This window comes from Aeromonas sp. SrichE-2G (genome assembly GCF_017939565.1).
GTDB lineage: Bacteria > Pseudomonadota > Gammaproteobacteria > Enterobacterales > Aeromonadaceae > Aeromonas > Aeromonas taiwanensis.
The window spans coordinates 1,158,608-1,184,482 of sequence record NZ_JAGKRG010000004.1 but is presented as its reverse complement, the minus strand read 5'-3'; the positions used below and the strand labels follow the sequence as shown (position 1 = coordinate 1,184,482).

The following is a 25,875-nucleotide window of genomic DNA, read 5'->3' as shown; positions in this document are numbered from 1 at the left end:
CCAAGCCACGATATACATTGGGTGCCGTAAAATTGTCAGTATGGTCATGATAAAACAAAGTACCCAAGGCCTCTGTAGGATCTCCCTTACCATCCTTCCATCTTACCAAATCGGTAAAACCAGCCTTAAGATTGGCATATAGATGATCCTTATATACTCCGGGACCATACGATAACGTGGGGCCGGCGATTTCCTCACTATAGTAATCACCTGGATAACCATCACTCTCGGAGGCGGTATGAAGATTATGCAGATGGGTGGATATCTCGGGAGTCCCAAAGCCATCATGATCCAGAGGTAGATTATTATGAATTCGACAAATAATTGGCTGGCCATATTTAGCTGCCACCACTACGCTTGGCATGATTTTATATTTCAGAAGGTCATATTGATTGAGCTTTGCAACATCTGGATCAGCCTGATAACCCCAATGCCGCTGTTTGGGGTATGCTTCATTGTATGTCCATTCATCAAACTGCACGGCATAAATCTCGTAGGTATAATCCATTAAATTGTATTTTGAATTAAAATACTCCCATAATTGATGTGGTTCGCGCCCGGCTTCAACAAGCCTACCTATCTTGTTACAAACTTTGGTTGGTGCCGGGGATATATTCCGGGTTGGGGCCAGATAGTTTATCTCTGTAGGCAAGTGGATCGTCCAAGGTATTGTACTCGGACTGGGGGGTACCACAGGGGGTGGGGGGCTATCCTCATCGTCATCATCTCCGGCACGGGCGTGCTTGGTATCTATCATTGCCGATGCCGCATATAAAATACCTGTCGATCGCAAAAAATCCCTTCTGGTCATTTTTTTATTTGATTTCAATGCTGACGGATCATCTACCACGGCAGCACTGTCAACTGGATAGTTTGAGACGCTCACCTCATTTGTGTCAACGTCATGATGTTTAATATTCATAAGTCAACCTTGCTAATGTGTTGTTGATTCGGATGTATGTACCCGGGCTTGGGCCCCCGCACAATCAGTCATGGGCTGAATCGAATTAAATGTCAGTCCGTTAATTTAAATTTCTTTCAAGGCCAATTGTAATCGCGCCTGGAAAGGTTTTAACAAATAGTTCATGAACGTCCTCTCACCGGTTTTCACCGTCACACTTGCGGGCATGCCAGCCTTGATCTGGTAGACGCCCAGCAGCCGTACTCCCTCTTCTGTCACTTGAACCTCTGCCAGGTAGTAGGGTCGTTGCGTTACCTTGTCCACGAGTCGATCGGCAGACACGGTCAACACTTCACCAGGAATGGAAGGTAACAATGCATGGTTCAAGGCAGGAAAGAGTATTTCAACCGGCATGCCAGGTATTAATTTATCGATGGCATGAACAGGGATCATGGCATTGATCTGTAACGGTTGATTTGCTGGCACAATATCCATTAATTGTTCACCGGGTTGTACCACCCCACCTATAGTACTTACCTTCATATCAAGAATGACGCCATCTATAGGTGAACGAATGATTACATTATCCAACTCATGCTTAGTCGCAATCAATTCATCCTCCAGCGTCGCAATTTCCTTTTGTTGACGGGTCAACTCTGACTCAACATCACGAATATACTCATGATGTAATTGATAACGCTTCAACTTCAATTCATTATGTTGGCTTTTTAATTTCCCGATCTCCAGAATATCTTCTGACAGCTTGCCAGAAAGCTCGGCGGCTTCACGTTCTACCCCCAGTAGTTGTGCTGTAGGGTAATATTTCTTTGCATTCAAGCTGCGAGCAGCACCCAACTCTTTATTGATCAACGTCAGTTGGCGTTCGCGAAAATCTCTTACCTTACTCAGACTACCAATCTGTTGCTCAACGCCTTTCAGACTCTCATCAAGCATGGCAATTTCACCTTGAACAGCATGCCTCCTTGTTTCGAATAACTCTGCTTGTAACGTCATGACTTCTTTCAATCGCTGATTATGCGAGAATGCCTTGGTCAATTTTTCACTGAACAACACTTCAGCCCGATTTTCCCGCTCTGACAGCAGGCGGTCCTCGATACTCTTGGCCACTAAATATTGCGCACTCAGTGTGCTGTGCTTCATTTCAATCTGGGTTTTATCCAGAGTTAATAAAGGTTGTCCCTTATGTACGATTGTCCCTTCACTGATATGAATATCGATAATTCGCCCCCCACTCAGGTGCTGGATTGTTTTCCGATTATTGGACACAGTGACAGTGGCATCGGCGACGACCCCCGCATCCAATGGCGCCAGCATCGACCAGGCCAGAAATCCCCCAACACCAAACAATACTGTGATGAATCCAGCGAGCAGTGGCGACCAGATGTTGGTGTCGACCATATTTTCAGAGGCTACGTTCTGTTGATCAGCCAGATGAACAATGGGTGGGTTCATATTGTTGCCTCCTTCTTGATTTCCCCTGCTGGTGCTACTGATGCTTGATTGATCGCAACAGGCTTCAATATGTTGGCCTTCCTTAAATTAGCAAATACTTCTTCCCGCCCGCCAAACTCTTGTATGACACCATCCCTTAGTAGCAGTACCTTATCGACAATACCAAGCAAGGTTGGCCGATGAGAGATAATTACCGTGGTTATTTGTTTGGTTTTCAGAATCTGGATGGCTCTGAGTAAGGCCCCCTCCCCCAGATCATCCAAATTGGAATTTGGTTCATCCAGGACGATAAACGCAGGATCGTTGTAGACCGCACGCGCAAGGCCGATACGCTGTCGTTGCCCGCCTGATAACTGATGTCCACCGGCTCCCAGGGGGGTATCATAACCCTGTGGCAACCGTAATATCATTTCGTGTACACCTGCCAGCTGTGCGGCGGCAACGATAAGCTCACTATTGATTGCATCAAAACGGCAGATATTTTGGGCAATGCTGCCATCAAACAATTCGACATCTTGTGGTAAATAACCCAGTGACGGACCGAGCAGTGACTTATCCCATAACGCTATATCCGCACCATCTAATCTGACTTTGCCGGATAGCGGACTCCATACGCCAACCAGCAACTTGGCAAGTGAGGTTTTTCCTGATGCGGAAGGCCCGATAATACCGAGCACATCCCCGGCCTCGAGATGAAAAGATATATTGCACAGCGTGGGAGTATGATTGCCAGGTGGGGCGGCAAAGACACTTTCCATACTAATATTGCCCACCGGCCGAGGCAGGGTCAGTACCTCCTTCGGAGCGGGATACTCCTGCAGCAGCACTGATATATGACGCCATGCACTACGAAACTGTACAAATTGCTTCCAGTTACCGATGACTTGCTCTACCGGATTGAGCACACGCCCCAAGATAATGGAGGCCGCGATCATCAGACCGGGAGTGATTTCGCCATCGATCACCAGCAAGGCACCGGCACCCAGTGCGATGGACTGTAACAATACCCGAACAAAACGCCCAAGGCTGCTGAGTCGCGTGGTCTTATCCGCGATTTGCGTGTGCAATATCAGCACTTTTTTATGCTGCTCCAGCCACCGCTGTTTCAGCTTGGGCAGCATCCCCATCGCTTCAATGGCATCGGTGTTCTGCAATTGTTTGTTGAGTTTGCTTGTACTGTCGACGGTCAATTCATTCGCTTGCTGGATCTGACGTTTGGTCGAAAACTCAGTCACCAGTGTCAGGCTAAAGAGAATCAATATGCCCCCAGCTGAGAGATAACCCAACAACGGATGGACGATAAAAGCAATCAATAGATAACACGGCGTCCATGGCACATCCATCAATGCGAACAGACTGTTGCCGGAAAGAAACTGGCGAATTTGCGACAGTTCCGTCAGTGCTTGGGCTGGATTATTATCTCCAGTTTCTAATTTCTTCTTGAATGTTGCATTAAACACCAACTGGTTTAACATGACATCCAGTCGATTGCCAAATCGGGTCATCACTCTGGCACGGGAAGATTCCAGCATCGCAATCAGGATATATAAACCAATGATCAATAATGTCAGCACCAGCAGGGTTGTCGTATTCTGGCTAGCCAACACCCGGTCGTATACCTGCAACATATAGATCGCCGGTGATAGCATTAACAAATTAATAATGCAGCCAAAAAACATCAGTAGAATAAAGGCCCCCTTGGTACCCTCCAAGGCATTATTCAATTCTTTCGACGGGTGCTGGCTTGCCATACCCTATCTCCTTATAGCGGCAGCTATCTTGGGTATTTACAGATTAAAGTCTGTCAATAGTAACTGGCTCTTTAGTCCCTCTAGCATGGTGGTGCCATCACCCCTGGTCATGGTGACGTCCCCCCGCTCCGGTGCCGCCGCACCCGCCCGACAGGCTTGGGGGGCGGCGGCTCCGATGCACCTTCTGTGCTTTCTCTGGCCGGTTCCCTGGCCTCGAAAACTGATTGCTTGTACGACTCGTCTCCTAGCTCGTGAAGTCAAAGTCCTGAATGGTGATGACATTCTGGCCATTGCCATTCACGCCGTTCAGCAGGATCGTCCCGAGAGCCACACCATTGGCATCCTCGACCGTGACTTGTGTGTTTGCCCCCAGGTCGACAATGTCCACGCGATCGAGGAAGTTCGCCGATGTGACCCCAGCCCCGGTGAGGTTGAGAAGATCCTGGCCACCACCCGCGGTGGCATCAAAACCGTTGATCACGTCGGCGCCGAAGCTGCCCTGCCCGAACAGGAAGATGTCGTCTCCGGCACCACCGTTCATGGTGTCGTTGCCGGTACCGCCGTCCAGTATGTCGTCGCCGACATCACCATTCAGGATATCGGCGCCGACACCGCCGCTCAGCGTGTCGTTGCCTTGATTGCCGTTCAACGTGTCATTGCCGGCACCGCCGTTCAGCGTGTCGTTGCCGGCGGCGCCGCTTAGCGTGTCGACACCGCCACCGCCAGTGATGACGTTGGCGAGACCGTTGCCGTTGCCGGTGAACGTTCCGTTGCCGGTATTCGTCAGGTTCTCGACATTGGCGCCAAGCGAATAGGTAGCAAGGGCCGTCAGCACCGTGTCCGTGCCGGCGTTTGCACCTTCAGTCACGACGTCGGTAGCCGAGTCGACTAGGTAGATGTCGTTGCCCGCTCCACCAACCATCGTATCGTTGCCTGTCCCCCCGTTCAGCGTGTCGTCGCCGATACCGCCGCTTAGGGTGTCGTTGCCGGCACCGCCGTTCAGCGTGTCGGCTCCGCCACCGCCAGTGATGACGTTGTCAAGGCCGTTGCCGTTACCGGTGAAGGGGCCGTTGCCGGTGTAGATCAGGTTTTCGACGTCGGCGCCCAGCGTATAGGTGGCGAGAGTCCCCGTTTGAACCGTATCCGTACCGCCGCCTGCCGCTTCGGTGACGACGTCGTTAGCCGAATCGACGACGTAGGTGTCGTTGCCGGCACCGCCATTCAGCGTGTCGTCGCCGCCCGCGCCGTTCAGCGTGTCGTTGCCGGCACCACCATCGATCACGTTGTTGAGGTCGTTACCGGTACCGACGAAGTTGCCGATGCCGGCAAACGCCAGGTTTTCCACCGCCAGCAATGCGGCCAGCGAGAAGGCGTTGAGCGTCGTGTGAACGGTGTCGATACCTTCATTGGCGGCCTCGATCACGGTGTCGGCAGCCGAGTCGACAATGTAGGTGTCGTTGCCGACCCCACCCGCCATCACGTCGTTGCCCGTGCCACCGTTCAGGGTGTCGTTCCCGGCATCACCGTTCAGCGTGTCGTTGCCAGCTCCGCCATTCAGCGTGTCGTTGCCGGTACTACCGTCGATCACGTTGTCGAGGTTGTTGCCGGTGCCGACGAAGTCGCCAGTGCCGACAAACGCCAGGTTTTCGACCGCCAGCAATGAGGCCAGCGAAAACGCGTTGAGGGTCGTGCGAACGGTGTCGGTGCCTTCGTTGGCGGCTTCGGTCACTGTGTCCGCAGCCGAGTCGACAATGTAGGTGTCGTTGCCGCCTCCCCCCGCCATCGCATCGTTGCCCGCTCCGCCGTCCAGCATGTCGTTGCCGGCATTGCCGTTCAGCGTGTCGTTGCCGCTCGCGCCATTCAGCGCATCGTCTCCGGAACCACCTTCGAGCACGTTGTTGAGGTCGTTGCCAGTGCCGACGAAGTTGCCGGTGCCGGCGAACACCAGGTTCTCGACCGCCAGCAATGCGGCCAGCGAGAAGGTGTTGAGCGTCGTGCGAACGGTGTCGGTGCCTTCGTTGGCGGCCTCGGTCACGGTGTCGCCCAGGTCGTCGACCAGGAAGGTGTCGTTGCCGCTCCCTCCCACCATCGCATCGTTGCCATCACCGCCATTCAGGGTGTCGTTGCCAGCACCGCCGTTCAGCACATCGTTGCCTGCACCGCCGTTCAGGGTGTCGTTGCCATCCAGACCGTTCAACGTATCTGTCCCACCACCGCCGGTGATGATGTTGTCGAGCACGTTACCGTTGCCGGTGAACGGGCCGTTGCCGGTGTTCGTCAGGTTCTCGACGTTGGCGCCGAGCGTATATGTGGGAAGGGTGCTGGTCTGGACCGTGTCCGTACCGGCCCCTGCCGCTTCGGTCACCGTATCACCCGCCGCATCGACGATGTAGGTGTCGTTGCCAATCCCCCCCGCCATCGCGTCGACGCCCGCACCACCGTCCAGGGTGTCGTTGCCTGCATCACCGTTCAGGGTGTCGTTGCCGGCCTCGCCGTTCAGTATGTCGTTGCCGATACCGCCATTCAGTATGTCGTCGCCGATACCGCCGTTTAGCGTGTCGTTGCCGGCGCCACCGTTCAGCGTATCGACACCACCACCGCCGTTGATGACGTTATCGAGACCATTGCCGTTACCGGTGAAGGTACCGTTACCGGTGTTCGTCAGATTCTCGACGTTGGCGCCCAGCGTGTACGCGGCGAGAGTGCTCGTCTGAACCGTATCAGTACCGCCGCCTGGCGCTTCGGTCACGACGTCGGTCACCGAGTCGACGACGTAGATGTCGTTGCCGGCACCGCCAGCCATCGTGTCGTTGCCCGTGCCACCATCAAGCGTGTCATTGCCGCCCGCACCGTTCAGCGTGTCGTCCCCCCCCTCACCGTTCAGCATGTCGTTGCCGGTGCTGCCGTCGATCACGTTGTCGAGGTTGTTGCCGATGCCGACGAAGTCGCCGGTGCCATCAAACGCCAGGTTTTCGACCGCCAGCAATGCGGCCAGCGAGAAGGTGTTGAGTGTCGTGCGAACGGTGTCGGTGCCTTCGTTGGCGACCTCGTTCACGGTGTCGCCCAGGTCGTCGACCAGGAAGGTGTCGTTGCCAATCCCCCCCGCCATCACATCCGCCCCTGCACCACCGTCGAGCGTATCGTCGCCGGCATCACCATTCAGCGTGTCGTTGCCGGCACCACCGTTCAGGGTGTCGTTACCGTCACCACCGTTCAGGGTGTCGTTACCGGCATCGCCGTCCAGGGTGTCGTTACCGTCCCCTCCGTCGATCAAGTCGTCACCGTCCAGGCCGCTGATCGTGTCGTTGCCGCCCAATCCGAAGATCAGGTCATCGGCCGCGGTCCCGATCAGGACGTCGTTACCTTCCGTGCCGATGATCACGTTGATGGGCGTCGAGAACAGCGGCTCGAGCACGTGGTGGGCGTCCTCGTAGACCGCCAGTACCTGGATTGCCCCGCCTCCTGGCGCGAATGACGTCAGCGGGACTTCAGCTCCTGTCAGGGGATCCTCACCAACGCCGTTTGCCACCACCACGTCACGGAAGACACCTGACCCCGGGTTCACCTCCTGACGCCAGATGAAGGTGATGGGACTGAGGATCGCGCCGGTCGGGTTGGTATCAGACACGTTGTCCGCATCGGTCACCCCCGCCGCGGAGACCCTCAGCATTGGCGTCGCACCAGCGAGGTTGACGGTGACGGCCAGATTGCCCTCGGGAGCCGCGTTGATCGCGCTGGTGTCGACGAGGTTCGTCACAAAGTCCGAGAATATCAGGCGTTCGATCCCTGATACTCTGTCGCTCCCATCACTACCCAGGCCGACGTTCGTGTCCGTGACGAGGTAGACGTCGTCGTCCGTCGTCGCAGTGTCAGCACCTTCGATCTGGTCGATCAGGTAGTTGTTCACCGAACCCGAGAAGATTGCAGAGTCGACGTTGACGCCGGCATTGCTGGTCTCGATCTCGCGGACGATGCTCAACTGCCCGGGGTTCACCGCGCCACTCAACATCAGCGGCACGAGCGGCACCATGCTGTCGTACGACGCTGCCACACCTGGCCCGGGATTGCTCACGGCGATGCGAACGTTCAGGTAACGGTTGCCATCGATCAGATCGTCACCACCGCGGCTGTCGATGATGTCGCTGCCGCCCCCCCCAAGCAGGATGTTACCGGCACCGAAGCTGGCACCATTGGGGCCGATGGCCGCAGCCGAGCCGACGAAGTCGCGCAAGCCATCGATCAGATCGAAGTTGGTCAGCACGCTGCCTTGCGCTCCGGCCAGCGCAATCGAGACAGAGTCTGCGTCGTCACCGCGCAGCAGGTCGGCCTGGTGAGACCCTGACAGGCCCTCGACAAACGAGAAGCGGGCGTTGATGCCGGCCGCGATCGGGATCGGTCCCGCGAGGTTCGCCCGGACGGCCATGTTCATGCTGACGCCGTCAGGCGAGAGGTCGAACGTCGCCCAGTCGAAGCCCGATGCGCCAAGGTATTTGTCGCCCGGCCCAGAGGCGCCATACATGATGTCGTCGCCACCTTCGCCGTTCATGATGTCCGTCAGGCCGGAGCCGATGAACACATCGTTGCCGATGATGAGGTCACGACCGAGCGGGTCGAAGTTGTCGCCCGGCGAGCCGTCGGTCAGTCCACCTTCCAGCCAGTCGTCGCCTTCGTTGCCAAGGTCCTGCTCGTTTGTGTCGGCCCCCAGGATGAAGTCGTTGCCCGCCCCGCCAAAGGCCTCGCTGGCATCCTCACCGGTCACAATGAAGTCCTGGCCAAAGCCGCCGAGTATCAGGTTGACGCCGGAGCCACCGTGGATGACGTCGTTGCCGTCGTCGCCCTGCAGGTTATCGTCACCACCTATGTCCGTGATGATGTCGTCACCGGCCCCCCCGCGAATCTGGTCGTTACCGTGACCGCCTTCGATGCGGTCGTTGCCACCATCGCCCCAGATGGTGTCGTCACCCTCGCTGGAGATGATGATGTCGTTTCCGGTCGGATTACTGTTGTTACCTGGATTGGTGCCTCCAATCACCACGTGGTCTTCACCTGTGTATTGCAGGTAATTCGTGTCGGCACCCTGGGTGGCCGGATTGTTGCGAATCACCAGCGGCGACAACGGATTGCCGTTAGTCGGGTCCGCCCCGTTCTGTGCTGACGGGTCCACCTCGAGCACGAGGTTGTTCTGGAAGACCAGCCCCGGCAAGTGCGTGACATCGGTGTTTGCCATGATCATCTTCGCAAACGAGTTGTTTTCGAGCTCGGTGATGAAGTTGAGGCCCGCCGCGCGCTCCAGGTAGTAGAAACGATCGGCGTTCTGCAACGCCTCGAGCTGCGTCTCGAAGATGTAGTTGAACGTAGAGCCGAGCATGCCGCCGAACGGCATCTTCTCCTCGGCCAGACCACCGATCCACAGGTCTACCTCGTTCAGACCACCGAGGTCGGCGGCGTACGCCCCCGTGCCATTCAGGAACTCATTCCGGTCGGTCGGTGCGTCAGTGCCACCGAACACCAGCAGCGTTGCTGCGGCCCGCTTTTCATCGAGCGTCGACGCGCTGGTGATGGTTGAGTGGGTACCGTAGGCCGCGATGAAGTTGATCAGCGACTCCGGATACTTGATGTGCTGGACGAAGTCGGCCCAGCTCGTGTATGGGGCCAGGGCGCTGTCGCCCGTCGCCTCATAGAGCTGTGTCCGCGCCGTGTTCAGCGATGGAATACCGGTGTCGCGGCCGCGGGCCAGGTTGATCGCAGCAAGGTCCAGCGGGAGACCAAGCAGGTTGTTGCGTAGCGCCTCGGTGACGAACTCGTCGATTTCGTTACCCACTTGGCGGGTGATGCCCCGGATGATAGCCCCCGCCGCCACGTCCGCGTCCTGGTCGATGCTCGCGAAGGCGAGCGGATTCAAAAACGCCTGGATCAGACCGATCGGGGCGGGATCTCCCTCCTCGCTGACAAAGACTTGCTGGAACTGCGGGTCAAGCACGTCGATCTGCTCGGTCAGCATCGAGTGCCCGAAGCGGTATACGACGTGCGCGAATTCCGCGACGATCGAGGGATCAATCTCGGTCTGGTAGTTCTGCAAGCCCGGGATAAATACATCGATGTTCGGCGAGATCGTACGTGCGAACTCCTCGAACACCAGATGCTGATACTGCATCTCGGTGCCGAACTTCGCGGCCTGGAACAGACGCTCGCCGTTCCAGTCAAGCGTGGACGGATCGGCCGGGATCGCATCGACCGACGTAACCAGCCATTCGTTCAGGAAATCGACGTTGCCGGTGGAGAGGATCACTTCCTTGGTGTGGTCGACCAGGCGATTATGTTCCGAGTGGAACACATGGTGCACGGCAGTCAGGCCGATATTTTCGTTCACGCGACCGTCGCCGGCGATGTAGTGCGCGTCGAGCAGTTCGTTGTCGTACTCGAGATTGCGCCCCGTCAAGGGATCGACGGCAACGCCATTACCGGCAAGGGCGTCGGTGTCCTGAACGAGATCGCCCGCGGCATTGAACACCGGCACGGCATTGTGTGCGATGTCGTCGAGGAAGGCGTGACCGGTAGGCACTGCGCCAACCAGGCTGATCGGTGCATCAAGGTTACCCTCGACCAGGTCGCCATTGCTCATGACCACCATCGGCAAGCCGTTGGGGCCGCGCTCGAACATGCCGTACTGGTCGGTCGCGAGCAGCGGCACATTGTTGTAGTTGGCGTCGGTCAGGTCGATGCCGAGAATGTCGCGAGCCTGCGCCTTGACGACCGCCCAGGTAGCCATGCCGCCGAGCACGACGTCGTCCTCCGTGCCGTATTTTCCATCGTCGCCGAGGTCACGGTTGACGAGCAGCTTGCCGGTTGCAACCGGATGGCCATCGGCGTCGAGTTCGTACGCGCGAAGGAAGACCTGGTGCGACGGATGCGACGAGTAAGTCTGGTTCTGGTCGACGAACGACGAGGTCGTGTTCGTGTTTGCGCCGACCACGCCGCCCTCGAGCGTCGCGCGGCTCATCACCATAAAGCGCTGCTGGATCGGCAGGTCGTCTGCTGTATCGGCAATGCCGTCTGCGCCAAGCACCAGCGGATCGTCCGCCGCCAGGGGGATGTAGACATTGCCGTTACCCCCCTTGGTAACCAGATCCAGGCCGTGGTCGAAGAACTGGCCAAAGAAGGTCATCCAGGCGTTGAAGGGGGCACTGAGGCCGACGTCGGGCGCAACGTTCGGGAAGACGAACGTTTCGAACGTGGAGCCATCCGCGCGCGTGCCCTGGACGATCCCCACGCCGTCCCTCAGGACGTCATCCCCTCGGTCGAGCGCCGTGCCGAGCACGCCATCCGCGCCCGGGTCGTACGCCAACGCATAGGCCGCAGGGTTATTCGCCGTCTGCTCGACGATCAGGTTGCTGATCATGCGCGGGTCGGCATCGACGACGTTCCCGGTCGTCCCGTAGTTGTTGTTCGAGACGTTAAAGAACGGCCCGTCGTCACCCTCGTCGCGGAACTCCGCGGGGAACATGCGCGGGAAAGTGTTGTCGGCTGCGCCGAATATCGCGTCCTGGTCATTGATCTCCAGCAGGTTGTTGAACGAGCCGTCGACCGTGCGCAAGCCGAGCGCCATGCGGGCGTTGGGCAGCAGCGACGCCAGGTCCGCACCTGCGGCATGCGCCTCCGCAATCTTGATCTGATCCAGAATGAACTGCAGATCGGAGCCGATGAAGTGCACGCCTTCACTGACGACGCCGTTCTGTTCACTCAGTAGCGGCGCGGGCGGTGCTGGCGGCGTGCCGGGCTCCACGGCATCTGTTTGCCCCGAGAACACGGTCTCGTATACACCGGTAGCGTCCTGGTAGTGCGCCTTGACGCGCAGCAGGAGACCTTCGAGGTCAGCGCGGACGACGAACGTCGGCCCGAACTCGCTCGGCTGGCCACCGCCTTCCGGCGTAATGTCGACGAACAGCCCGCTGCCGGGGACCTGTTCGTACTGCCAGAAGTAGGTGACGCGGCCGGTGATGCCGTCTGGGCTGTCGGCATCGGTGACACCCGCGATCGAGGCCGTCAGGGTCTGGCCGACCGCGACGATGCCCGTGACCGTCACCTCACCCACCGGGTTTGAGTTGGTACCGCTTAGCGTCAACGAACTGTCGTTGAATTGCAGGCGTTCAATGTTGGTCAGGCGATCTACGCCGTCGAGCGTCGTGCCGCCCGTGTGCGCCACGGTCGTGACGCCGGAGACGGCATCGGTCGTTATCGTATATTCATCCTGGTTGCCCGAGAACATTGCCGTGTCGAAGGCATTGTCGTCGTCCAGGATCTCGCGCACGATCACCAGCTGGCCCGGGTTATAGGTGCCATTCATCATCAACGGCACGAGCGCCTGCATCGAATTGAAGCTGGCGATCTCCGAATTGGGGTCGTCGGCGTTCTCGCGCACGCTGATCCGGACGTTCAGCCAGCGGTCGCCGTCGATGATGTCGTCGCCACTGCGCCCCTCGATGATGTCACTCGCCTCACCACCGAGGATGATGTTACCCGACCCGAACTCATCGTCGGCATTGCCTGCAATACCGTCTTCGCCGGGCATGGCCGCCGTGCCGATCAAGGCTCGCAGGCCGCTGATCAGGTCCATCTGCGACAGCACGCTGCCTTGCGCACCGTTGCCGGGGAGGGTCAGGGCGTCTTCGTGATCGCCGCGCAGGATGTCGCCGTGCGACGACCCCGACAACCCCTCAGTGAACGCAAAGACTTGCGCCGTGCCAGCCAGGGACTGTGGCAACGGACCGGCGACGGCACCATTGTTCAACATGTCGGCATAAACGCCGAACCGGCCGTCTTTATAGGTGACCCAGTCATAGCCGGAACCGAGTGTGTACTTGTCGGGCCCTTCGCTGCCGACGACGATATCGTCGCCGCCCTCGCCTAACGTCTCGTCGAAGCCGCCATCGCCGAGGAACACGTCGTTGCCGCGCGTCTCGTCCCGCTCGAGCGGATCGAACATGTCGCCGGCCGCGCCGTCCTGGAGGCCGCGTTCAAGCCAGTCGTCGCCTTCATTGCCGTTCGGGAAGGCGTCGAGCCGGGCGCCGAGGATGAAGTCGTTGCCCTCGCCAGCAAAGGTTTCGCTGACATCGTCACCAGTGATGATGAAGTCGTTGCCGCTACCGCCGATGATCAGGTTCAGGCCCTGGCCGCCGTGGATCACGTCGTGGCCGTCACCCCCTTTGATCACGTCGTCACCGCCGACGTCGGTAATAATGTCGTTGCCGGCGCCGGCCTCGATCATGTCGTTGCCGAATCCGCCCTCGATCCGATCGTTGCCGCCGTCGCCCCAGATAGTGTCGTCACCCTCGCTGGAAATGAGTGTGTCGTTGCCTTCGGTACCGCCCAGTACGACGTGCTGGTCACCGTTGTACCGCAGGTAATTGTTGGCGCTGTCTTCGTCCGAGGGGGTCGACGGATTGTCACGGACCACCAGCGGAATGAATGGGTTGTCCCAGGTTGGATCATCGTTGCCCAGGCCTTCGTTGAACTGCCGCACCTCATCTACCTCGAGCGTCAAGCCGGGGGTCTGGAATACGAGGCCGGACAGGTGATCGACGTCCGTATTCTGGGCGATCAGCTTGGCGAAGGAGTTTGCTTCAAGCTCTGTCAGGAAGTGCGTTCCCGCAAACCGGTGCAGGTAGTACAGGCGGTCACCGTTCTGCAGGGCCTCGAGCTGGGTCTCGAACACGAAGTTGAAGGTTGAACCTAGCATGCCGCCGAACGGCGCATTGTCCTCGGCAAGGCCGCCGATCCACAGGTCTACGTTTTCCAGGCCACCAAGGGTGCTAGCGTAAACGCCCGTGCCGTGCAGAAACGCCATCCGGTCGGCTTCGTCGAGGATGCCATTTCCCAACACCAATGCCGTCGCTGCGGCCCGCTTGTCCGCCAGCGTAAGGGCACTGGTGATAGTTTCATGCGTGCCATAAGCCGCAATGAAGTTGACCAGCGAGACCGGATTCTTCATGTGCAACGAGAAATCGACCCAGCTTGTGTAGGGAGCCAGCTGTGCGTCACCGGTCCCTTCGAAGAAGGTTCTGCGTGCCTCGTTCAGCGATGGAATGCCAGTGTCTCTTCCACGAGCCAGATTGATCGTCGCCAGGTCCAGCGGCAAGCCGAGCAGATTGTTACGCAGCGCCTCGGTGACGAACTCGTCGATCTCGTTGCCCACCTGACGCGTCATACCGCGAATAATCGCACCTGCTGCTTCTTCCGGGGTCAGGGTGCCGTTCTCATTGAATTCCAGCGGATTCAGGAAAGCCTGGATCAGCCCGATTTCACTGGATGCAAAGTTGGGATCTAGCCGGGCGACGGTCTCGTCGAGCATTGAGTGTCCGAACCGGTACACCGTGTGCGCGAACTCGGCGACGATCGCCGGATCGATGGTGTCATTAAAGTCGAGGAAGGCGTCGATATTGGGCTGGATCGTGCGCGCGAACTCCTCGAACACGAGGTGCTGGTACTGCATCTCGGTCGCGACCTTGGCCGTCTGGAACAGGCGCTCGCCGTTCCACACCAGCGTCGACAGATCCGCCGGGATCTCCACTACCGGGGTAGCCAACCACTCGTTCAGCAGGTCTATGTCGCCGGAGTCGAGCAGTGTCTGCTTGATCTCGTCGACTTGTCGATTGTGTTCGGAGTGGAAGACGTGATGCACGGCCGTCAGGCCGATGTTCTCGTTCACGCGGCCGTCGCCGGCGATGTAGTGCGCGTCGAGCAGTTCGTTGTCGTACTCGAGATTGCGCCCCGTCAAGGGGTCGAAGGCAACGCCATTACCGGCTTGGCTATCGGCGTCCGGGGCGAGAACGCCCGGGGCGCTGAACACCGGCACCGCGTTGTGCGCGATGTCATCGAGGAACCCATGGCCGGTAGGGACAGCACCGACCAGGCTGATCGGTGCATCAATGTTCCCCTCGACCAGGTCACCATTGCTCATGACCACCATCGGCAAGCCGTTGGGGCCGCGTTGGAACATGCCGTACTGGTCGGTCGCGAGCAGCGGTACATTATTGTAGTTGGCGTCTGTCAGGTTGATACCGAGGATGTCTCGGGCCTGCGCCTTGACGACCGCCCAGGTAGCCATGCCGCCGAGCACGATATCGTCGGCCGTGCCGTATTTTCCATCCTCGCCAAGGTCACGGTTGACGATCAGCTTGCCGGTCGCCACCGGCCGACCGTTCGCGTCGAGTTCGTACTCGCGAAGGAAGACCTGGTGCGACGGATGAGAAGAGTAAGTCTGGTTCTGATCGACGAACGGCGAGGTCGTGTTGATGTTTTCGCCGACTACACCACCCTCGAGCGTTGCGCGGCTCACCACCATGAAGCGCTGCGCTTCCGGCAGATCGTCATCCGTCCCCGCGACACCGTCTGCGCCAAGTACCAGCGGGTCGTCCGCCGCCAGCGGAATGTAGACGTTGCCATTCTGGCCCTTGGTCACCAAATCAAGTCCGTGATCGAAGAACTGGCCGAAGAACGTCATCCACTGGTTGAAACCGGCGCTCAGGCCTAGGTCGGGAGCCTCGTTCGCGAAGAAGAACGTATTGAACGCCGTGCCGTCCTCCCGCGTGGCCCACACGACTTCAACGCCATCGTTCAGGACGTCATCCAGGCTCTCGTCGACATCGGCCGTGCTGGGGTCGTCACCGAAGATACCATCATCTCCGGCACTGCCAGCCAAGGCGACGGCCGCCGGATTGTTCGGCGTCAGATCGGCGATCAGGTTGCTGATAATGCGCGGATCGGAATCGACGACACTCCCCGTCACACCGTAGTCTGTGTTCGTCACCGCCCCTGCGGGCCCGGGCCCGTCCGCGTCAAACCCGACTTCATCGCTTTCGTTCTGAAACTCTGCGGGGAGCATCCGTGGGAAGGTGCTGTCGGCGCTGCCGAAGTCCTCTTGTCCCTCAAGGAGGTTGTTGAACTCCCCGGTGATCGTGCGCAACCCCCACGGCAACTCCGTATTCGGAATCAGGTTTTGCAGGTCTTCGCCCGCCGCGTGGGCCTCGGCGATCTGGATCTGCAGGAGGATGAACTCTAGATCTGACTTGCTCAAATCAGCCATGATAATACCCTCTGACTCATTTGGTAAAAGCCAGGAAAGGAAACAAGATCCTACCCATGCGCTGTTACCGGTTGGCATACACAGCTTGTGAGTCTCCTTACTTGATAACAGCTGGTAAGATAAGGAGGGCAAATCATTTGGCTGTGCTCCTGTAATAAGCGCCCATGTTATTTTTATGCTGACTTTTGGTCTTTACGGGGCATGCAAATTGGCCCCCAGCCTTCTCTTGACGCTGTGAAAGCAAGAAATAGGTGACATAACTCACTCCTTGACGGGAGGTGAGAACAAGCACCTTCCATCATCGAATTGAAACCATTTTCAACTCAAGGTGAAATAGTTAATGCAAAGCATCCAATATGCCAATGTTGCGACATAATGTATGTCTACCAATAATTTCTATCGGCATTACCTAAATCAATACAAAGCCAGCAGCCAGCCAAATTTGAAATAACTTGGCCCACCACCATTAAAAACAACCCGGTGGCTCTTTAAATATTTTTAAGTCATGAAAACGATGATTGATGCTGATGTCACAACTCAGTTGCAAATTAGAGCTATAACAGTACATCAATCTTGCTACTAGCCATATGCTTCCCGCATCCATATTGTCAACATCTTACGCGTTTGATTATTGGGGCACTATTCAAATGCTGCCATCATGAAATGTGATGAATTTAATCTCCACGCAGTTAATACCAAGGGCATACTTTAGTTTTAACATTATGATGCATGAAACCTAGCTTGATAGGCTTGCAATAACCTGAAAAACTGAAATTTACATATTCCTCCCCCACACCCTAATTTACAAACACCAATAAAAACATCTACTTGAAACATTGATGACATTTTTTGGGTTTGAATGTTCGCTCGAGTTTAAAAACTGTTTCGAACAGTAGCATTCAAGGAAGGAAACTCAGTCCAACCGGGACGTTCTGACTAGTCATCAAACAAAACAAGCCCCCAAATGGCTGATACGGATGCCTGGAGTTTGTAAACCCAATCGTGTAACCACACAATAATAATTAACTTTTTCAAAAAGATACCTTCGTGAGTCAGCAAATAGTCCAAGAGAAACTCAAAGCACTGACTGCTGGCAGGCCAAAGACATCTAGTCCGAACAGGTTCCCGGGAGGCCTGAGCCAGCCATTGCCCGAACTCACCGTCGAGACTGCACTCAACTCCGATATGGACGAACATAGGGACGACGAGAAACATGCCCACACCGTCAAAGGAGCGGCACCATCGAAATGGCTATTCCTCTAAACGCCGAAGAGGGCTGCAAGGAAGGCGCTATTCCAAAAACATATTAGTACCATTTTTTGATATTATTTAAGGTAGCTATGAAGATAGATGTGTCATGACTTGTAATCCGAATGGCACCTAATTTCAGATTGCCATGGTTCTTTGGCGGCTGAAATGAACTCTAATGAACCCCATTAGACGTTCCTTGTTGAAGTCAAAAGACTTTCTAACACGAGTCGGGAACAGTACCGTTTCTATTCACGTGTTCGCACAAAATTAAGCGATATCTCCTGTTGCTCACTCCATGCAGTGATGGTCTATGCTTATCCCTATTCTTGGCTATGAGGCTACGTTAAAATGATGCCGGAGATGCATATGCATATGCAGATGCAGCAGATACAGGAGATGAAGGACAGGGACATCACTTTACTCCTTGTAGCAGAGCCATCACTGCAGACCAGTATGTTGTCTAGCTATTTGTCCCAAGAGTTAAAAATTACCGTCCAATGCATTCATACCAGCCCCTCTCCAGAATGCCCACCAGATGCTTTAGCTCAGGCCGTTTTATGGTTGATTGACATGGCTACCATCAAGGGAAAAGAGTTAATTGAATGGCAGGCTTACAGTCAAACCACAAACCAGAAACACATTGTAGCGTTGTTAAATGCAGAACCACATGTCGATATATGGTCAATGCTGCAATGGCCCAGTTGTGTTGGGGTCTTTTTTTCCTCAGACTTACCTCAATGCTTGGCATGTGGGATCAAGAAAATTCTGCTGGGGGAGCTCTGGATACCACGTGATATGTTGGCTGACTTATATCGCAAGCAAATTAAAAATTGTGCCTTAGCGTCAAGTTCCAACTGTCTCTTGACCAAGAGAGAGTTGGAAATATTGAACCAGTTGTGTCTGGGCCACTCCAATCATGATATTGCAACGAGTTTTTATATTAGTGAAAACACCACCAAGTCTCATCTCTATCGAATATTCAAGAAGATAGGTGTGCGGAATCGTTTACAGGCGGTGCAATGGGCTAACGAAAATCTGCCACAGCGTTTCCTGTGCTGGGTATCCTCATTTTCGATACTGGCTGACGATCTTGTTGCATCAATGATGAGACTTTTGATGTTTGTGAGCTGAATTCCCCCCCTGAATCACCATCTGAATCTCCCCGGCTTCTGCAGATACTTGTTGATGGTGGCTGGGCTCTTGCCGGAGTTCAGCGACCTCTCCTTGAACTTGACCACATCAGCCTTTCTGTAGCCTGCGGCTGGCCTGTCGCCGAGTGCCTCGATTAAAGGAACCGAGATAGTTTTTCTGGTTCTTTCGCTCTTTGGGTGCCCAGGAGAGGGCCCTCTCTCTCTGATAGCGGTTACTCAAGACCGACAGAAGCGGAGCAAGCGGTTTGACCGCCGGTGTCATCGGCTGGGCTGCTGATTGCTCTTGTCGGTCGACTGTGGCGTCTGCAGGCAACTGATTGGACTTGGGTCTGGAACACAGACAGGAAAGCAGCTGGGTCACCTTCTGGCGTGCACAAGGCTTGTCTCGGGTATGCAGGGATTTTTTGATCTCTTTACGACGACCACAGGGGAGCGTGGTCACTTTCCGGTAATACCAGATGCCGTGGGGACTGAGCCAGAGATTCACAGAGAAGACTCCTGATCCATCCACACAAAGTGGATTACCAAGAGGTCTGAAGGGGGTGATTAGCTGTAACTTATTGATTTCCAAAAACAAGTGGTGGCCCTACCAGCCACATCCCGGCACTCGAGTCCCCCGCCTTGGCTGCTACCTTCCGGTCCTGACCAGGTCGACGGGTTATCAATGCGAGAGGACCAATAGGACCACCGGCGAGGAGAATAGGCAAACTGGCCTGTCAATGCAATGGCTTTCTGCCACAGCGCGAGCCGTTCGCCTTATTTTTCAACAATCTGGCCAAGGGTTCAGCTAAACAGCATGAATTTGGCCCCCACCACCAGCATCAGGAGAGCAAAGGCCTGCTTCAGTCGTGCGGGTGACAGCCGGTGTGCCAGCCTGGCGCCGAACCGGGCGAACTGGGTGCTGGTAAGCACGATGCCGACGAGGGCCGGCAGATAAATGTAGCCGGCACTCCACTCGGGCAGATCGGGGTTCCCCCAGCCGGCGTAGAGGTAGCTCAGGCTACCCGCCAGGGCGATGGGCATGCTGCAGGCGGCGGAGGCCGCCACGGCGTTGCGCATGGGCACCGAGTTCCAGCTCAGATAAGGCACGGTGAGCGAGCCGCCGCCGATGCCAAAGAGGGCCGACATCCAGCCGATGATGCTGCCCGCGATCCCGGTGCCGACCGGTCCCGGCATGCGACGTTCCGCCTTGGGCCTCAAGTTGAGCCCCATCTGCAGCGCCATGGTCCAGGCGAAACAGCCGATGATGATGTTGAGGGTGCTGGCACTGAGCAGATTTGCCGTCATGCCGCCGAGCCAGGCCCCGAGCAACATGCCCGCCCCGAGGCGCCGTATCATCACCCAGTCGACGGCCCCGGCCTCCTGATGGGCTCGCAGGGAGCTGAAACCGGTGAAGATCATGGTGGGCAGCGAGGTGCCGAGTGCCAGGTGGGTGATGATCTCCGGGGCCACGCCCTGGGCGTGGAAGCTCAGCACCAGCACGGGCACTATGATGAGCCCGCCTCCAATCCCGAACAGCCCGGCCAGCATGCCCGCGAAGGCCCCCAACACCAGATACCCCACAAACAGCATAAAATTTCCTTCGCTAATAAATTGGCGGTCGACTCGACCGCCAATACCCATAAAAAAAGAGATGGCGCCAGGCCATCTCTTTATTGTGCCGATTAATGAAGGGGAATGGTACCGTCCATCACCTTGTAGAAGGCCAGCACGGCGCAGCCGAGCAGGGCCGCCGTCATCCCCTGCTCCAGCCGGTTGAGGCTGCGCAGGCCGTGATGCTGGCGCGCCTTCCAGTAGATGAAGATGCCGGGGCTGTAGAGCAGCGCCACCAGCAGCAGGTACTCCACCCCCGCCGCATAGACCAGCCAGCAGCCGTAGGCGGTGGCCACCAGGGCCAGCAGCAGGTCACGCTTGCGCTGATGGGGTTGCTGCTCGTAGGTGGTGCCCTGGATCGCCAGCTTGAGCCCGTAGGCGCCGGAGAAGACATAGGGCACCAGGGCCGCCGAGGTGGCGATGTTGACCAGCGCCAGGTAGGTGCTGCTCTGGAAGTAGATGATGATGAGGAAGATCTGCACCAGGCAGGTGGAGCACCAGAGCGACACCTGGGGCGAGCCGTTCTTGTTCTCCTTGGCGAACCAGGCCGGGAAGACGCCGGTCTTGCCCGCGATGTAAGGCACTTCCGCCGCCAGCACGGTCCAGCTCAGCAGGGCCCCCATGACCGAGATCACCAGGCCGATGTTGATGAGCCAGGCGCCCCAGGGGCCAACCACGGCTTCCAGGATCATGGCGGTGGAGGGGTTCTTGAGGGCCGCCAGCTGCGGCTGGTTCATGACCCCCAGGGAGAACAGGGTGACCATGACATAGAGCGCCAGGGCGCCCAGCAGGGCCAGCACGGTGGCGCGGCCCACGTCCTTGCGGTGGCGGGCACGGGCGGAGACCACCACGGCCCCCTCGATGCCGATGAAGACCCAGAGGGTCACCTTCATGGTGGACTTGACCTGATCCATCACGGAGCCGAGCTCGGGACTCCCCTGCCCCCAGAGATCCAGGGTGAAGGTCTCCATGTTGAAGGCGAGCAGGATGGCGACACAGAAGACGATGAGGGGCACCATCTTGGCGATGGTGGTGACGATATTCACCAGCGCCGCCACCTGGATGCCGCGCAGCACCAGGGCATGCACCGACCAGATGAGCAGGGACGCAAGGGTGATGGCGATCGGGGTGTTGCCGTCACCAAAGATGACATTGTCCGGCGTATCGAAGAAGTAGCTCAGGGCGCTGAACACCACGATGGCGTAGGAGACGTTGGCCAGCAGCTGGCACAGCCAGTAGCCCCAGGCTGCGTTGAAGCCTACGAAGTCACCGAACCCTGCCTTGGCGTAGCTGAAGATGCCGCCATCGAGATCCGGACGGCGCATGGAGAGGTTCTGGTACACCAAGGCGAGGCAGATCATGCCGATCCCCGTGATGGTCCATCCCAGGGCGACGGCCCCGGCACTGGCATGCGCCGCGATGTTTTGTGGCAGACTGAAGACCCCGGCACCGACCATGGAGCCGATCACCAGCGAAATGAGGGCACCGAGCCCCAGTTTCTTGTCCATCTCAAACCTGTTTTCTTAGGCGGCGGCTGAGCATCCGTATTCATACAGCGCGCGACATGGGAGGGGCGAAAGATCCGTACCCCGTGAAAAAGGCGGCAACTATATTGCATGACTATTCCGACCGCAATCCTTCGCAGCGCCAATCACGCACCGTCTTGACCGCGCGCAATTCTACAGCACTCACTCACCTCGCCTGTGAGCTGGTTCAAATTAAGAGAGACCCGTTGATCTTTCACGTTTTTCCATGATGTGACCCGGGGTTTTTAGGAAAAAGGCTGCATGGCTATTCATCCCTGCGGGCTGCCGGCACTGCTCATGAAAACGCCCCGGGATCCGGGGCGCAGTGGTCACCATAAACGAGTGGCGAGCTAGAGCCGCAGTCCCCCGTCTATCTCGATCATCCGACCCGACAGGTAGTCGTTGGCGAGGATGAACTGTACCGTGTGGGCCAGCTGCGCCGCCTCCCCCAGGCTTCCCACCGGGATGGCCTGCTGCATGCGGGCCATGGCCTCGGGCTTCATGGCCGCCGTCATGTCGGTGGCAAACACCCCGGGGGCGATGCCCATCACCCGGATGCCGTGGCGGGCCAGCTCCTTCCCCCAGGTCACCACCAGCGAGGCCACCCCTGCCTTGCTGGCGGCATAGTTGCTCTGACCCATGTTGCCGGCGCGGGCGATGGAAGAGATGTTGATGATGACGCCCCCCTCCCCGCCGGTTGCCATCAGCGCCGCCCCTTCGCGCCCGCACAGGAAGGTGCCGGTGAGGTTGACGTCGATGACGCTCTGCCACTGGGCCAGGCTCATCTTCTCCAGCAGTTCTCCCTCCTTCACCTTGATGAGCATTCCGTCCCGCAGGATCCCGGCGCAGTTGATGAGGCCGTGCAGGACGCCGAACTGCTCGTCGATGGCGGCGAAGGTCGCCTCCACCTCGGGCTCGCTCGCCACGTTGCAGACGAAGAGGGCGCAGCGGCCGTCACGGCTGCGCACCTCGGCCTCGGTCACCTCCAGATCCGCGCGGTTGACGTCGATGAGCGCGAGCACCGCGCCCTGCTCAGCGAGGCTCAGGGCGATGGCGCGGCCGAGCCCCCTGCCCGCCCCCGTGATGGCGATGACCTTCTGCGTGATATCCATGGATGCTCCTTGCCGGTTGCCCGGCCATAAATGGGTGGATAAAGGGGATGGCCGCGCCGGCTCAACCCGCCTTGGTCTGATCCAGCTCCGCATCTCGATAGAGTTCGACGATGCTGGAGAAATCCCGCGTGTCCGGTCCCTTGGCCGCATGCAGGTTGAACAGGTTGCGGGCCAGGGCTCCCATGGGTACGGCGCTGTGGGCATGTTCGGCAAGCGCCATCGCGAGCCCCAGGTCTTTCACCATCAGCCGGGTCATGAACCCCCCCTGGTAGTTGCGTGACGCCGGGGCATTCTCCATCACCCCGGGCCAGGGGTTGTAACGCTCCAGGCTCCAGTTGTTGCCCGAGCTCTTGCCCATGATGGTGGAGAGGACGGCGGGATCCAGCCCCTCTTTCACCCCGAGGGCCAGCGCCTCGGCAGTGCCCGCCATGTGGATGGCGAGCAGCATGTTGTTGCACATCTTGGCGATCTGGCCCGCTCCGAGCGCCCCGGCGTGGAACAGGTTCTGCCCCATGCAGGCGAGCACGGGCCTGGCCGCCTCGAAGTCCGCCGCCTCGCCGCCAACGATGAAGGTCAGCGTCCCTGCCGTGGCGCCGGCCACGCCCCCCGAGACAGGGGCATCGATGAAGCGGATGCCGCGCGACTTCGCCGCCTCCCCCACCCTGCGGGCCGAGGCCACGTCTATGGTGGAGCAGTCGATGACCAGGGTGCCCGCCGGCAGGGCCGCCAGCAGATCCTGGCCGCCCTGCTCACCGCTACCTTCGCCCAGCCAGAGGCTGCGCACATGCTCCCCTGCGGGCAGCATGCTGATGACCAGATCGCAGTCGCTCACCGCTTCCCGGGCATCGGCGGTCGCGATGCAACCGGCGGCGATCGCCCGGCTCAGGCTCTCCGGCACCAGGTCGAACACCTGTACCCTGTGCCCCGCCCGGACCAGGTTGGCGGCCATGGGCCCCCCCATGTTGCCCAGCCCGATAAATCCAATCCTTGTCATGATCTGCTCCTTGATATGTTCCGTTCGTGGGTCCCGCGCCTCAGCAGGCAGGGCTCAGGGGATTCGTTCCCTCGGGCCAGCGGTAGAAGGCATCCAGCCAGGCCTCGCCTCCTTGCGGCGCCTGCCAGCGGGGGGATTTGTCCTTGTCGATGAGCAGCGCCCGCACCCCTTCCACGAAGTCCCCTCTGAGCACGCAGTTGACCGAGAGCGTCAGCTCGTCGGCAAACACCTCGGCCAGGGACTGGCGGCGCGCCTGCCAGAACTGGCGCCAGAGGATGGCGCGGCTGATGGGACTGCCCCCCTGGCAGGTCGCCCGGGCCTGGGCCAGCGCCGGTTCATCCAGCTCGGCGCACGCCAGCCTCTCCAGCACCCCTTGCAGGGAGCGGCCAGCCAGGAGTGCATCGATGCGGGCCTGATGGGGCAGGATCACGGGGGCCGGCAGCGCCTGGCCGAGCCCACGCTGCAAGCCGGCGAGGAGCCCCTCTATCTGTTCGCTGGCGTCGGCGGACCAGTCGAGGGCCGCAAGGCGGGGCAGCAGCTCGGCCCGCTCACGGCTTGCCATGGCGTGATCCGCGAGCCCCAGCCCCAGGGCATCCGCCCCGTTGAAGCGGGCGCCGGTGAGGCCGAGCCAGAGCCCGAGACGCCCCGGCATCCGGCTCAAAAACCAGCTGGCTCCCACGTCCGGGTAGAGACCTATGGTCACCTCCGGCATGGCAAACAGGCTCTTCTCGGTCACCACCCGGAACGCGGCCCCGGCGAAGAGGCCGATGCCCCCCCCCATGCAGATGCCGTCTGCCACGCAGATGAGGGGTTTGGTGTAGCGGTGGATGTGATGATCGAGCCGGTACTCCTGCTCGAAGAAATCGCGGGCGTAGCCGAACAGCTCCGACTCGCTCGCCTCCTGCTTGCGGTAATAGAAGGAGCGGATGTCGCCGCCGGCGCAGAATGCCTTCTCGCCGGCCCCCTGCAGTAGCACGCAGACGATGGACGGGGTCTGCTCCCAGGCGGTGAGCGCCGCCTGCAGCAACTGGATCATCTCAAGGCTCAGGGCATTGAGGGAGGCGGGGCTGTCCAGGGTCAGGACGCCAATCTGGCGGCCGTCTGCGGTGGGGTGGGTCGTGACGACGACGGGCTCACTCATGGGCCTCTCCCCTGGGCTTGTCATAGTGCCAGTGCGGGGCACGCTTCTCGAGGAAGGCGGCCACCCCCTCGCGCTGGTTGGCATCCTCAAACAGCTCGAGGAAGAGGCTGCGCTCGCGCGGCAGCGCCGCATCACGATGGCCGCTTCGCCCCTGGTTGATGAGCTGCTTGCAGGCGCGCAGGGCGCTCGGGCTCTGGCGCTCCACCAGCCGGGCCATCTGGTGCGCCGCCTCCCAGGCGTGCCCCTCCTTGACCACCTCCTCCACCAGCCCCATCTCGTAGGCCAGGGTGGCACTCACCTTCTCGCCACAGAGGATCATCCGCTTGGCCCAGCCCGGCCCCACCAGCTCGGTGAGGCGCTGGGTACCGCCGGCGCAGGGCAGGAGCCCCACCGAGGCCTCAGGCAGCCCCAGCTGGGCCTGCTGCTCGGCGATGCGGATGTCGCAGGCCAGCGCCACTTCCAGTCCGCCCCCCATGGCATAGCCATTGATGGCGGCGATGCTGACCCCGTGGAAGCGGGCCAACGCCTCGAAGGCGCGGCCGAAGGCCTCGGCCACGTCGCGGGCGTGTTCGACGTTGCCGTCGGCGAACATCTTGAGATCGGCGCCAGCGCAGAAGAACTTGTCCCCGGCACCGCGGATCACCAGGGCCACCACATCGGGGCGGCTGTCCAGCTCCACCATCATCTGCAGGAAGGCCTGCAGGCTGGCGAGGGTCCAGGTGTTGGCAGGCGGGTGGTCGAGGGTGATATAGGCCACGTGACCTTGGTATTCGAGCCTGATCCTTGTCATTGCATCGTCCTTGTCATTGAAACCTGTCCATGATGACAGGGTTGAATGGAGCCAACATTCGACGCGCTCACACAACGGGCGGCGAGAGGGTCAGTGGATCCCTCCACCCG

The 25,875-nt window shown here is 58.7% G+C and carries 11 protein-coding genes and 1 other RNA gene; 1 reads left to right on the top strand and 11 read right to left on the bottom strand.

Translation table 11 applies throughout. The features are described from left to right. The 4 genes from J9885_RS07300 to J9885_RS19935 all read right to left on the bottom strand — a co-directional run. A partial coding sequence (locus J9885_RS07300) for a hypothetical protein (protein WP_210548578.1) occupies positions 1-922 on the bottom strand: 922 nt, incomplete at its 3' end. A 105-nt stretch (positions 923-1,027) separates the two neighbouring features. Next, positions 1,028-2,374, bottom strand: coding sequence for an HlyD family type I secretion periplasmic adaptor subunit (locus J9885_RS07295; RefSeq protein ID WP_052365681.1), 1,347 nt, complete (start codon positions 2,372-2,374; stop codon positions 1,028-1,030). Further along, positions 2,371-4,125 carry a type I secretion system permease/ATPase gene (locus J9885_RS07290; protein ID WP_210548577.1) on the bottom strand — a complete coding sequence of 585 codons (1,755 nt, stop codon included), beginning with the start codon at positions 4,123-4,125 and terminating at the stop codon, positions 2,371-2,373. Before J9885_RS07290 ends, J9885_RS07295 begins: the two co-directional genes overlap by 4 nt. A gap of 244 nt (positions 4,126-4,369) precedes the next feature. Next, a complete protein-coding gene (locus J9885_RS19935; RefSeq protein ID WP_282598282.1) occupies positions 4,370-16,207 on the bottom strand; it encodes a peroxidase family protein in 11,838 nt (3,945 codons plus the stop codon). Positions 16,208-17,824: 1,617 nt separating this feature from the next. Between J9885_RS19935 and J9885_RS07230 the strand changes: the two genes are divergently transcribed. After that, positions 17,825-18,589 carry a LuxR C-terminal-related transcriptional regulator gene (locus J9885_RS07230; protein ID WP_160171617.1) on the top strand — a complete coding sequence of 255 codons (765 nt, stop codon included), beginning with the start codon at positions 17,825-17,827 and terminating at the stop codon, positions 18,587-18,589. A 604-nt stretch (positions 18,590-19,193) separates the two neighbouring features. On the opposite strand, the gene ffs is transcribed toward J9885_RS07230, so the two are convergent. From ffs to J9885_RS07195, 7 genes are all read right to left on the bottom strand, one after another. Beyond that, positions 19,194-19,290, bottom strand: an RNA gene (ffs, locus tag J9885_RS07225) — signal recognition particle sRNA small type. Positions 19,291-19,392: 102 nt separating this feature from the next. Continuing rightward, entirely contained in the window at positions 19,393-20,181 is a 789-nt protein-coding gene (locus J9885_RS07220; protein WP_043760931.1) for a sulfite exporter TauE/SafE family protein, read from the bottom strand. A 92-nt stretch (positions 20,182-20,273) separates the two neighbouring features. Next, a complete protein-coding gene (arcD, locus tag J9885_RS07215) occupies positions 20,274-21,710 on the bottom strand; it encodes an arginine-ornithine antiporter (protein ID WP_043760933.1) in 1,437 nt (478 codons plus the stop codon). Positions 21,711-22,078: 368 nt separating this feature from the next. Beyond that, on the bottom strand, positions 22,079-22,840 hold the full coding sequence (locus J9885_RS07210) for an SDR family oxidoreductase (protein ID WP_210548576.1): 762 nt from the start codon (positions 22,838-22,840) through the stop codon (positions 22,079-22,081). Positions 22,841-22,901: 61 nt separating this feature from the next. Continuing rightward, complete coding sequence (gene mmsB / locus J9885_RS07205) at positions 22,902-23,834, bottom strand: 3-hydroxyisobutyrate dehydrogenase (protein ID WP_210548575.1); 933 nt, start codon at positions 23,832-23,834, stop codon at positions 22,902-22,904. Between the two features lie 40 nt (positions 23,835-23,874). Beyond that, positions 23,875-24,975 (bottom strand): enoyl-CoA hydratase/isomerase family protein, encoded by a 1,101-nt coding sequence (locus J9885_RS07200; RefSeq protein ID WP_210548574.1) that lies wholly within the window; start codon positions 24,973-24,975, stop codon positions 23,875-23,877. After that, a complete protein-coding gene (locus tag J9885_RS07195) occupies positions 24,968-25,765 on the bottom strand; it encodes an enoyl-CoA hydratase (RefSeq protein WP_210548573.1) in 798 nt (265 codons plus the stop codon). Before J9885_RS07195 ends, J9885_RS07200 begins: the two co-directional genes overlap by 8 nt. Between the last annotated feature and the right edge of the window lie 110 nt (positions 25,766-25,875).

Bases quoted from the DNA above. Each gene is read 5' to 3' on its own strand.
- mmsB (WP_210548575.1), bottom strand. From the start codon at position 23,834: ATGACAAGGATTGGATTTATCGGGCTGGGCAACATGGGGGGGCCCATG.
- J9885_RS07195 (WP_210548573.1), bottom strand. From the start codon at position 25,765: ATGACAAGGATCAGGCTCGAATACCAAGGTCACGTGGCCTATATCACC.
- J9885_RS07230 (WP_160171617.1), top strand. From the start codon at position 17,825: ATGCATATGCAGATGCAGCAGATACAGGAGATGAAGGACAGGGACATC.
- J9885_RS07210 (WP_210548576.1), bottom strand. From the start codon at position 22,840: ATGGATATCACGCAGAAGGTCATCGCCATCACGGGGGCGGGCAGGGGG.
- J9885_RS19935 (WP_282598282.1), bottom strand. From the start codon at position 16,207: ATGGCTGATTTGAGCAAGTCAGATCTAGAGTTCATCCTCCTGCAGATC.
- J9885_RS07295 (WP_052365681.1), bottom strand. From the start codon at position 2,374: ATGAACCCACCCATTGTTCATCTGGCTGATCAACAGAACGTAGCCTCT.
- arcD (WP_043760933.1), bottom strand. From the start codon at position 21,710: ATGGACAAGAAACTGGGGCTCGGTGCCCTCATTTCGCTGGTGATCGGC.
- J9885_RS07200 (WP_210548574.1), bottom strand. From the start codon at position 24,975: ATGAGTGAGCCCGTCGTCGTCACGACCCACCCCACCGCAGACGGCCGC.
- J9885_RS07220 (WP_043760931.1), bottom strand. From the start codon at position 20,181: ATGCTGTTTGTGGGGTATCTGGTGTTGGGGGCCTTCGCGGGCATGCTG.
- J9885_RS07290 (WP_210548577.1), bottom strand. From the start codon at position 4,125: ATGGCAAGCCAGCACCCGTCGAAAGAATTGAATAATGCCTTGGAGGGT.